Annotated in this window: 9 protein-coding genes and 2 pseudogenes; 2 read left to right on the top strand and 9 right to left on the bottom strand. The window is 39.3% G+C overall.

All coding sequences use genetic code 11. The features are described from left to right. Positions 1-113: 113 nt before the first annotated feature. Positions 114-902 (top strand): annotated as a pseudogene (locus HMPREF3027_RS00145) (phage integrase SAM-like domain-containing protein); the annotation flags it as partial. 171 nt (positions 903-1073) lie between these two features. Here the strand turns inward: HMPREF3027_RS00145 and HMPREF3027_RS00150 are convergent. The 3 genes from HMPREF3027_RS00150 to HMPREF3027_RS00160 all read right to left on the bottom strand — a co-directional run bounded on the left by HMPREF3027_RS00150 (position 1074) and on the right by HMPREF3027_RS00160 (position 4412). Further along, positions 1074-1919, bottom strand: coding sequence for a DNA adenine methylase (locus tag HMPREF3027_RS00150; RefSeq protein WP_070706283.1), 846 nt, complete (start codon positions 1917-1919; stop codon positions 1074-1076). Further along, positions 1900-3405 (bottom strand): ParB/Srx family N-terminal domain-containing protein, encoded by a 1506-nt coding sequence (locus HMPREF3027_RS00155; protein ID WP_168165852.1) that lies wholly within the window; start codon positions 3403-3405, stop codon positions 1900-1902. Before HMPREF3027_RS00155 ends, HMPREF3027_RS00150 begins: the two co-directional genes overlap by 20 nt. 578 nt (positions 3406-3983) lie before the next feature. Next, positions 3984-4412: a DUF3408 domain-containing protein gene (locus tag HMPREF3027_RS00160; RefSeq protein WP_070706285.1), complete on the bottom strand. Its 429-nt coding sequence runs from the start codon at positions 4410-4412 to the stop codon at positions 3984-3986. 713 nt (positions 4413-5125) lie between these two features. Here HMPREF3027_RS00160 and mobA point away from each other — a divergent pair. Beyond that, positions 5126-5542 (top strand): conjugal transfer protein MobA, encoded by a 417-nt coding sequence (gene mobA, locus HMPREF3027_RS00165; RefSeq protein ID WP_070706286.1) that lies wholly within the window; start codon positions 5126-5128, stop codon positions 5540-5542. Between the two features lie 88 nt (positions 5543-5630). Here mobA and HMPREF3027_RS00170 read toward each other — a convergent pair. From HMPREF3027_RS00170 to HMPREF3027_RS00200, 6 genes and pseudogenes are all read right to left on the bottom strand, one after another. Beyond that, positions 5631-5956, bottom strand: a pseudogene (locus tag HMPREF3027_RS00170) (RteC domain-containing protein). Between the two features lie 285 nt (positions 5957-6241). Next, positions 6242-7603, bottom strand: coding sequence for an MATE family efflux transporter (locus tag HMPREF3027_RS00180; RefSeq protein ID WP_070706288.1), 1362 nt, complete (start codon positions 7601-7603; stop codon positions 6242-6244). A 96-nt stretch (positions 7604-7699) separates the two neighbouring features. After that, positions 7700-8548 carry an AraC family transcriptional regulator gene (locus tag HMPREF3027_RS00185; protein ID WP_070706289.1) on the bottom strand — a complete coding sequence of 283 codons (849 nt, stop codon included), beginning with the start codon at positions 8546-8548 and terminating at the stop codon, positions 7700-7702. 34 nt (positions 8549-8582) lie between these two features. Further along, positions 8583-9113, bottom strand: coding sequence for an HXXEE domain-containing protein (locus tag HMPREF3027_RS00190; RefSeq protein ID WP_036929127.1), 531 nt, complete (start codon positions 9111-9113; stop codon positions 8583-8585). Positions 9114-9135: 22 nt separating this feature from the next. After that, complete coding sequence (locus tag HMPREF3027_RS09825) at positions 9136-9537, bottom strand: SRPBCC family protein (protein ID WP_070706290.1); 402 nt, start codon at positions 9535-9537, stop codon at positions 9136-9138. Between the two features lie 26 nt (positions 9538-9563). After that, positions 9564-10157: a type 1 glutamine amidotransferase family protein gene (locus HMPREF3027_RS00200; protein ID WP_070706291.1), complete on the bottom strand. Its 594-nt coding sequence runs from the start codon at positions 10155-10157 to the stop codon at positions 9564-9566. Positions 10158-10603 lie beyond the last annotated feature (446 nt).

Here is a 10603-nt window from a genome sequence, read left to right on the forward strand (position 1 = left end):
TACTTACACTCCAATAGGGGTCAAACTTGGGCTATACCTCATTAACAAATCAACTAATCGCCAGTTTTACCAACATTTTTGACCTATACGCCTTATTTTTAGGTGATGGGTAAGAGTTTGCTACTATTCTCCCTGTCTTTGATAAATACATTGACAGTATTAGAGATCAAGTGGGTATTAGTCTCAAGAAAGGTAGCTTTCAGAAGTACACCATTATCAGACGTGACTTTGTTGAGTTTTTAGAGCCCAAGTATAAGAGAAAAGACTTGGGTTTACTAGAGTTTAACTCTGTTGTACTAAAAGACTTTGAGTTATTCTTAGTCACAGAGAAAAACATCTCTCATAATACAGCTCAGAAGAAATTAAAAGGTATCAAGACAATGGTCACCTATGTCCAAAAGCGAGGATTAATTCAGCACGACCCTTTTATGGATATACGCTTTCACTACAAACCTGTTGATCGTGGCTTTCTTACTGAGGAAGAAGTTATGAGAATTTCAAACAAAGATCTTTCAAGTCTCCCAAGGCTAGAGCTTGTAAGGGATATATTTCTTTTTTTATGCTTTACAGGGCTTGCCTACATTGATATTTCCAACCTTACTCCCGAACATATTGTTTCTCTTGATGGCAATGATTGGATCATGACCAAACGGCAGAAGACTTCAACTACATCCAATGTGCTTCTATTGGATATACCTAAGAGCATCGTCCAAAAGTACGAGGGACAAACTAAAAGAAAAGGTATGCTCTTCCCTATTCTTAGTAATCAAAAGATGAATTCATATCTCAAAGAGATTGCTGATATTTGTGGCATAAATAAGAACCTAACCTTTCACCTCGAACGACATAGAGGTTTTTATAAACGACAAATAATCAATAGATTAAATTGTTTATCAATATAGGGAGGTAACAATAAGGAAACCAGCGAGCTTCTATACTCTACCTTGTTTTGCCATTTCAAAGAACCACTTTATTTATTGCAAAGATAAGGGTATATCATGAGAAAAAAGAATTTTCTCCAAATTATTTTCGTAAATATGTCCAATTCTTTTTATCAGACGCTATTCAAAAGTTCACAAAAGATTTTCAGGTATAATCATATCCTGTTTACAAAAAAGTAGCTCTGTTCCATGCTTATTAGCTCCTGCACTATATGGTAATATATAAGTTAATGATTTTGCATTCTCATACAGATTATGAATAAAAGAATGGTTGTCATAGGTAATAATCCAATTTATATTGTCTCGTTGTTGAACCGTTTTAGATAATTCTATGTGATCTAATTCTTTGAAAAAATTGACATATAGTTCTTTCCCCTTTTCATAATATGGAGGATCTAAATAGATTAAATTTTTATGGGCAATATTACGATAACGACGCAATAGGTTTATCGCATTTTCGTTGTGTAATATAAACTTGTTTTTATACTGTGCAATGAGTAGTATGCGTTCAATCAGTTGTTCTTTATTATAGCGTGCGTCAATTTTGTAAGCCCCTGTCTGATTAAGTCCTCCAATTACGCCAGCCTTTAGAATCCCAGAGCGATTAGTTCGATTTAGAAAAAAAGTGGAGAATCCTAAATCAAACAAATTTTCATTTTGTTTATCATGTTGAATTATTCGTTGGGTATGCCATTCTTCGAGGGATAGAGGGGTGTTATGTATTTTATCAATGAATGCATCGGTGTAATGTAGTATGCTATACCAAAAAGCATATATAGACCGATCATAATCGTTAATAACAATACGTTCCATATATCCATCTATTGCTAAAGCCAATGCAATGGCCGCTCCACCCGAAAATGGCTCGATATAAGTACCTCCTTTTAGATGGTTTTGTTCTATAGTAGATTTAATAAAATCTATTAAACGACTCTTGCCTCCAGGATACCTTAAGGGACTATAATTGTTGTTTCTCATTTTTTATAATAGTGTACATCACTTCTAAAATGGGAGCTAAAGTATTGACACTTGCTTCAAGAGTTGCTACGTTTGGTGAAAAATATTGATTATGGACAAACATATTACAAGCCGTTAAATCAATAAAAGAAGTATTGCTTTTCTTGAATTTCTCTAATACTTGTATGAGTCTAGTATTATTGTCAAGTAATTCTGGATGACGCACAATATATGCGATCATATTTCCTAACTCTGGAATTTTATTACTCTTTTCTACAACTGTAAATCTGGTAAGAGTTCTTAATCTCTCATCATCAATTTCTTCGTCACTTAAAGTATAAGATGTCTTTATATAATGCTTGAGTTCTTCGTATTTTTTATCATTGTGATTGGTTGCATTTATAGCATCTTCCTTGTTGATTTCTCCTATACATTTTCTTGCTTGTAAAAACTCATACACTAACATATCCACATAGCATCGTAGTGTGATACCAGCCATATCTATGTGTTTTTTGTATGCTAGCTCTTTGAGGCTATTAAAAAGAGCATCCAGTTTATTTATCCCCGTGTCGCCCCAGTTATAATCTGCAAATAGTCCAGATTTTTTGCGTGTTCGTTTAACCTTCGAAGGAATATCAGCATTACCGCTTTCTATTCTTTGGGATTCTTGTTCATTTGCAGAATCTGATTCATCCTTATTTTGAAATGTTTGTGGAATATTTAAGGGCTGAATGCTTAAATCGAATTTATCCTTATCATATTTTTGAATGGTGGAAAAGTAATCTTCTTTATCGTTCTCGTTGTTAAATGTACGCGATGTTAAATCTTGCGAAAGAATTTGAGTAACGATAAATTTAAAACGTCGGTTAAACTCATCTTCTGGTAAACGTTTCCGGATTTCACCATTACTACCAAAAGTAAGCCCAAGGAAATTTAATCCTCGTTCATCATCATAAAAACGCTCAAAGTTCGTAATAGGGAAACTTTGTTCTTTTATTTGTTCTAATTCATAAGGTGCAGACTGAAATAATCTAATACTATATTGATGAATGGCATGACGTCGAAGAGCCTTTCTTATTTCAGACGCAGGAACACTCAATTTATATGCTATCTGCTCTACTGATAAATTCTCACCTTGTAATAAATTAACTAAAAAAGCATCCTGGCTAACTTTATCCCATTTTTGTAATGGAATACCAGTATGTTTATTATAAATGAGAGTATCAGCATCTCTTCGGGTAGGTGCAATATTACATTTTATTTTATCACCAATTGCCTCATACTTTGACAACTCCTTTGCTCGCTGTGTAGTAAAAAATTTATATGGATTTAATAAGATTTTACAGGCAGCAACTCGACGATTTCCTTCTAATACGACATAAGAATCTCCCTCTTTGCAAACAATTGGTTCTTCATTCAACAAATACCCATTTGTTGCAATAGCTTTTGCTAATTCATATACTGCATGATTTTCTATGAGATACTTTACAATCTCTGTTTGATTCATTTCTTTAGCAGACTGATAGGAAAAGCGAGGATTCCTAACGTCCAACTTTAAATTGTCAATCGACAATAAGCGAGTGCCCCAGCTTGAATAATCAATTTTCATATGCAATTATTATACGCTATATTTGTTTACTGCAAAGATACCACTATCCACAAAGAAAGACGAAGTTTTATCTTTTTTCTTTTCGAAAAGTTGTTCATACAGAAAGTGTTTGCCCCTATTTCCTTATTATCACGGCAGTCTTATCTACGAGAACAACATCTTTACTTCTTATTCTATCCTCTTCGATGTTATCCTCTAGGTTCAACTCTATATTTTCGCATCGAGTCAATCGTTCTCGTTTTCTTCTGCAAAGGTAGTTTATGAGCACTGATAGACAAAAAGTCAAGTGGCAAGCTGTTAGGACATCAATCTCCGCACTTCATTCTTCAGGTAGTATTCTTACCCTAAATCTTGTTGACCTCGCCACCTAATTTTTTATTGCTTCGAAACTCAACTCCCTCTCCTCCAGAATCCGCATAAAATCAAATAGGATATTACTCATTATTAGCTGATTACAGGATATTTGCGATAGACGATCACAACAGCTTCTTGAACTTCATCTCCGCTAATCTGTTGATTTCATCTTTGTAGGTTTCAAGATGATGAAGGATGATGTTCTCCACATAGATGCCGATGGTCATATCCCTGTTCCTCATAGACATGACTATCTCTGCCAATGTGTCTTGCAACTCTTTGGCAACATAGATGGTCTTGCGATTTTTCAGGGTGTTGCGACAAATGAAAAGCGACTCATAATCGCCTTTGTCGGACTTTCGCCTTTCTCCAATAGGGACTCTTGAAAAATCCTTTGACATTGGCTTGTCATTTGGACTTTCCGATTCAACACACTGCTCTTCTGATTGAGAGCGTTTTATCTCGCTCTCTTTTCTTTTCATGGGAATACCCTGTGAAATAAGTTCTCGAATGGCAACGGGATCTACCTTGCCGTTTTGGTTTTCTGTCATACTTACTTATTTTTATTGTCGTTATACAATTCACTGTTCATTTCGTTGTCAGTATATCTACCGACGAGGATGAATACGTCTGTTATCGCGAAGATATTCCCAATAATCAGATTGCATCAGCAGGGGTACATCATTTCGTTCATACCCTTTCAGTAGAGATGTTCATTGGTGTCCATCAATACAATCGTTCGATTGTATCTGCTTTCTCACATTCCCACGTTCGGATGAGAGGAATAAGGATATGTCCTTTGATATACACCCCTGTCCACACCGCTCATCGAAACGAGATGTTATCGAAGACACATACCCTCACCGACATATTCAACAGTGCAAATATATGGCTCGGTGATGCTGTAATCAGCATAATTTCCTTTGGTGCGTACTTGTGGCTTCGATTTGGATACTTGTGGCTTCGTCTCTCCTAATGGCTTTGGGTACAAGAGATCGTAACTTTGCAGTAAGCGATAAGTCGGTATTTCATGGCTTTGAAAACATACCTTTCGGGAGAATAGCATATCGTTCTTCGGAACGAATTTATTTGCGTCGGAGCAAATAGCAAGGTATGTTTTATGCAGCATGACTTCGTTTTTGCAGCATAAAACCCTTGCTCTTGTAGAGGGCTGAAAAAACTCCGAAGTCGTATTTCTTGGAAGAGAGAATGCGATGCCTCAAATGCCGGTTATGTCGTGAAACACTAAAATCCAAAATAAGAAATGAAAATGAAGAAAATTAGGAGTGCACGCTCCAAAGAGAAGACAGAGAAGCGTGTTTCGGTCAATTTCACACCGACGGAATACGCTCATTTCCTCACGATGAAAGAGGAAAGTGGTGTACCAAGTCTGTCACTATTCATCAAGGCAAGGGTATTTAACGAGACCTTTCGGGTGATAAAAGTAGATCGCTCGTTGCTCGACTATTATCAGAAACTGACGACTTTGTATGGGCAATTTCGCAGTGTGGGAGTGAATTATAACCAGACAGTTGTCGCTTTGAAGAGTAACTTTACCGAGAAAAAAGCCTTTGCGATGCTCGCCAAGTTGGAGAAACTCACACTTGAATTGGCAATAATCGGAGGGGAAATCGTGCAATTAACCCATGAATTCCAAGATAAATGGCAACATCGGCAATAGCCTTTTATTGTGCAGTGTTATTTCTCAATGAAAGAAAATCAGGCTTCCCAAAATGAGAGGGAAGCCTGATTAAGCCATTTGAATGCAGTTATCGTTTCTTGAACTTGCCACCTTTCAGGTCGTTCTCCACCATTCGCTTGTTGAGTTTCTCGCGGAGTTCATCAAGGAAATAGGTGCGGCTGTCATCCTTGCGACGCTTCATGTTCATATAGACGTTGTAACAGTTCTTGATTTCCACACCGAAGTTTCAGAAAGGGCGTCAGCCAATTCCTCTACGCCAATCTCTCCGTTGTTGATACAATCACAGGTGTCAAGGGCATAAAGGAGTTCGACTAAGTCTGTTACCTTACCTGTCCAGTGGAGTTTCTTGGTTGGTTTGACAGACAAAGCAGGAAGAATCCCCTGCATTCGCATCTTCAGCAACTTCAACTCTGTGTCAATCACAAAGAGCAGCTCTGATACATTTTTTCCCCTCTCCGTTTAAAGAATACGCCTTTTGCATAGCTTGTAAGCGACAGCGAGTGTAGCGGAGTATACGAAACAACGAGACAGTATCTTCTTCGGTATCACATAGAGCAACGATCTTCAATATAAAATTGTCCGATGCTTTTTGTACTTGTTCTTCTGTAGAGCAAGACGAAATTATCGTCTTAAATTCTTCCGTTTGAATAAGTCTCAGCATAATCATATCTTTTATGTTCAACATTGTAGATTCTCTGTTGTGAGATGTGATTTATGACGAATTTCCCTATGAATTTGAATGGCAAAGAACAGTGTCATCAAAGTTGCAAAGATGTCGGCGACAGGCTGGGCATAAAGCACACCATTCAGTCCCCAATATGATGGAAGCAGTAATATGGCAGGGATAAAAAACAGCCCTTGTCGTCCGATATTGAGCAGAAGGCTCTGCCTTGCTCTTCCGATTGCCATATATAGCGTGGAATACACAAATTGAAATCCAAAAGTGAAGAACAAAATCGTATTGGCTCGAAGGGCTATCCTTGCAATTCCCTGCATAGTTTCGTCTTTGCCGAAACAACTGATGACAGGAGAGGTAAATCCCATTATGAGTATGCTCCAAAGCACACAAAACGAGGTTGTGAGTATCAGGGAACAGCGCACTGCTTCCTTTAATCGTTGGAAGTTGCCTGCTCCGTAGTTATAGCCAGTCATCGGTTGCAATCCTTTGACAAACCCGAAGACCACGTTTGTTCCCAATGTTACAATCTTCAGAACGATACCCACCGCTGCGACAGCCTCCGCTCCATATTTCACGGCAGCCCTCTGCAACAGACTGATGGAAAGGGTCTGGAGCAATTGCAGAAAGAGCATCGAGATGCCTATCTTGATGATGTCCGCATACATTCTCATCGTGGGAGCGAACAGGGTAAACGATACTTTCACCTCTGCTTTCGAGAGGAAGAAGCGAATATAAATGGCTGTCGTGGTAATTCTTGAAAGAATGGTTGCCCATGCCGCACCTTCCACGCCCCAATTGAAAGTGTAGATAAACAAGGGGTCTAATGCAACATTGACGATAGAGCCGATAATCATTGCCATTGCAGATGTTTTCGATGCACCTTGTGAAACAATGATGTTGGACATCGACACATTCAATGCACCTATGACACAACTGATGATGAAGAGTCTGCCGTATGTTTCTGCCAAGTGCATCATGCCCTCGTTTGCTCCCATAAACAGCAGGATGTCCGGCAGGAACGCATTGCACATAAAGGCAATGAGGGCAGCCAAAATCACAGAAGTAACCACTGAGACGGAAGCGATCTGACTTGCCTTGACAATCTGCTTTGCCCCCAACAGACGGGATACATACACTCCGCCGCCGACACCGAACATCAGCCCTATCCCGAGAAACAACAGCGACAGAGGAAAAACAACCGATACGGCGGCAACGGGAAGAGTTCCCAGACGTGCAACCCAGAAAGTGTCCACCACATTGTATATTGCCATAATCAACATTGCGATGACAATAGGTATCCCCAACTTTGTCAGGGCTTTCATCATACTTCCTTCTTGTAGAATATTTACAGCGTTGTTCATCTTTATAATCCGTATCTTTTTAAGTGAATAAATTCCGCTGCAAAGGTACGGAGGGATACAGGCTGTCGCAATAGACGGACAACGGTGATAATAGCACTATTCGTGGTAATTCTTTCTGAAAAGCGTGGGAGAGACTCCTTCGACCTTAGTAAACAGTCGTGTAAAGTAGGAGTAATCGTCAAATCCCAGACTATGCGCTATCTCCTTGACGGAGGCTGTCGTATAGACCAACTTCCGCTTTGCCAACAAAATAATCTCGTCTTGAATATGACGGCTCACGCTTGTCCCCAGAACAGCATTTACCGCCTCATTCAGGTAGGCAACGGTAATGTTCAGCCGTCCGGCATAGAATGATGGCGAACGGTTAATTCGAATATTGTTTTCCAGCAAATCCCGAAATTCCCATACTATTTCCTTGTGTCTGGTCATAGTACTCTGAAATACGGATTGAGCTATCATTGTATTCGCAACGTTGTCCACGACCAATCCCACGATGACGGTGGTCAGTCGCTGAACTATTGCTTTGGCAGATGGATTTTCCATACAACCCAATTTGCGGTCAAGAAGCGATAGTAATAGTTTCAGTTCCGATATGTCGGATAGTTGTCTTTGGGGACAACCATATCCCTCAAGCGTTCGTTTTTCCTCCTTATCCACCAGTACCGAGTCGATAATGAGAAATTTTGCAGAAAGATTGGAAGCATCAATGATGCGATGCACCTGTCCCGGACGGATGATAGCCAAACTTCCTTTCCCGAAAGCGTATTCCTTGAAATCAATATCCAGACGGCATTGCCCATCCTCTATGAATCCAAAGAAATAATAATCGTCAGTATGGGAGAAAGCGTATCTTTCCGAAGGTGCCGATGTCTGGGAGACGACACTCTTAAGATAGACTCCGAAATCTGAGAGCTGTGAACTTCTATGGATGGGTAATTGGGACATTTCTTGTACTTATTTTATTCTTGACAATACACTCTCAATGTCTATCCTGCCATTGTTGAAACTTGCTCATCACGAAAAAAGCAGAGAGTAAGCTAAGCACTGTTAGGATAATCCCAACAACTGACCATAAGAACATCTGCAAAGGAGATAGAATGGAAGTCTTTGCCAATTCAACAAAGGCATAGACACAATAAGGCAAAGTCAAGATTGTGGTAATGATAACAGGTATATATTTTCGGTATATTGCCCATTGAGCAAGATGTACTATAAGATGGAGGGAATACCCTGCAAATGCAGCAAACCACCATTGATAAGCATCCAACCATACGGCACAGAAAGAAATGAGGGAAATCAGAATGAACTCGTGGACAGTCCCAATAGCAAATGTGGCTGTGGAATAATCAAAATGTCCCCTGCGTGCAAGAAACTGCCCGAATTGAGGGAAACGCCTTTTCAATTCGTCCCTATTTCTGTCAAGCCAATGCCTAAACATGATAATCTCTTCGTATTCGTGAAGCATGAATACAACGGGGAGAAGTATCATTATCAATTTTAATTTCGTCATAATGGTTTCCAAAACTCTATGGTCATCCTTTTTTTAACACATTCCTTAAATCTCTGACATACCGAGCTTGCCGATATTTCAAATAAATCTTCACAAACGGAATCATAAACCATTTCTTAGGCTCAATGTGTTCTGTAAAGTCAATCGTAGCATTCTTTTCATTGCCACAGAAAACACCGACCCAATGTCCTTTCATATTGTCATTCTCCATATCAAACTCCCAAAGACAAAAAGGTTCTTGTCTTGTCACTGTGAAAGTTGTCTTATATCCACTCTTCGTTATTTCTACAAATTGCGTGTCTGATATGACCTCTATCTTTTCAACATCACTTCTCCACGAATAGTCTGTTAGCGATGTTACAACTTGCCAAACGCTCTGTAAATTGCAAGGAAACGTGGCTTTTATGTTTGACGTTACGAACATAAAGTTTGAATCTCAGAAAAATAACTTTATCTCAAGAAACCATTTTTGTAGAAATCGTACCAAGTATCTATATTCTCGGAACTGTTGGCTTTCAGCAACAGGAGCATTTCACGGGTGAATTCCAAATGTCCTACACCATTTGCCGTGACGATATTCTTGTCACTGATAGCCTGTGCTTCAACATATTTTGCTTCGTTGGTGTATTTTTCACCACCCCAATGTTTGAGTTGTTCAAGACCGTTGCCTGTGTGCTTTACGTTGTTCAGGAAACCATGTGAACACAAGAACGATGCTCCGTTGCATATCGCTCCGACGATTTTACCTTTATCCAAAGCCTCTTGTACCAATGGAGCGACAAGTTCCGCTTCGGGCGAGTCCCAACGATTTCCACCAATAAGCACTAATGCGGCATAATCTTGGGGCATGTTCTCGAAAGAATAATCGGGTAAAGTCCTGAAACCTCCGATGGAACGAACAGCGTCCGATGTCGGGGCAACGGTATGCACTTCGTATTTTATTTCACCGCCCGGTATCACGCCCACATGAAGAGCCGTGGAAAGAAAAGCCCCTTCCCAGTCTGTGTATTCATTCAATATGATAAATAAAACTTTCTGTTTCATTGATAAATATATTTTGAAATTGACAACTTCGTCACAAGTTCCTTCAACTCCTTTGTGAAGATTACTCCCGCAAAGTTACTCATTCATAATTAGAAAGGCGAAGAAAACAGCAAGAAAACACGTCCTTGCTAATGCTTTATCTCCGATAATTTTCTTGGAGTAGTTGGTTGATGTCGGAGAGACGGTCCTAGATTCCGCAAGTCGAGTGAGGGGTAAAAAAGAAGGGTGAGATTTCTTGCGATTTCTCACCCTATCTCGTTAGAAATTGCTATCTTTATATGGTCATAATCAATTGAATAACAATATCTAACACCCTATTAAGGTATGGCAAATATACAAGTAATTTCTGAGAGAGCACAGCGTTTTGGCGGATTAAATTTCATTTTACAGTCCAAGGAGCACAAAAAGATTCTGCCTCATCCGATATTCTGCGTGATGGGGTGACT

Origin of the sequence: Porphyromonas sp. HMSC077F02 (genome assembly GCF_001815465.1) — a bacterium.
Lineage (GTDB): Bacteria > Bacteroidota > Bacteroidia > Bacteroidales > Porphyromonadaceae > Porphyromonas_A > Porphyromonas_A somerae.

What these genes read in the sequence shown, in the direction of transcription:
- HMPREF3027_RS00150 (WP_070706283.1), bottom strand. Translation starts at nt 1,919, where the DNA reads ATGAGAAACAACAATTATAGTCCCTTAAGGTATCCTGGAGGCAAGAGT.
- HMPREF3027_RS00155 (WP_168165852.1), bottom strand. Translation starts at nt 3,405, where the DNA reads ATGAATCAAACAGAGATTGTAAAGTATCTCATAGAAAATCATGCAGTA.
- HMPREF3027_RS00160 (WP_070706285.1), bottom strand. Translation starts at nt 4,412, where the DNA reads ATGACAGAAAACCAAAACGGCAAGGTAGATCCCGTTGCCATTCGAGAA.
- mobA (WP_070706286.1), top strand. Translation starts at nt 5,126, where the DNA reads ATGAAAATGAAGAAAATTAGGAGTGCACGCTCCAAAGAGAAGACAGAG.
- HMPREF3027_RS00180 (WP_070706288.1), bottom strand. Translation starts at nt 7,603, where the DNA reads ATGAACAACGCTGTAAATATTCTACAAGAAGGAAGTATGATGAAAGCC.
- HMPREF3027_RS00185 (WP_070706289.1), bottom strand. Translation starts at nt 8,548, where the DNA reads ATGTCCCAATTACCCATCCATAGAAGTTCACAGCTCTCAGATTTCGGA.
- HMPREF3027_RS00190 (WP_036929127.1), bottom strand. Translation starts at nt 9,113, where the DNA reads ATGACGAAATTAAAATTGATAATGATACTTCTCCCCGTTGTATTCATG.
- HMPREF3027_RS09825 (WP_070706290.1), bottom strand. Translation starts at nt 9,537, where the DNA reads ATGTTCGTAACGTCAAACATAAAAGCCACGTTTCCTTGCAATTTACAG.
- HMPREF3027_RS00200 (WP_070706291.1), bottom strand. Translation starts at nt 10,157, where the DNA reads ATGAAACAGAAAGTTTTATTTATCATATTGAATGAATACACAGACTGG.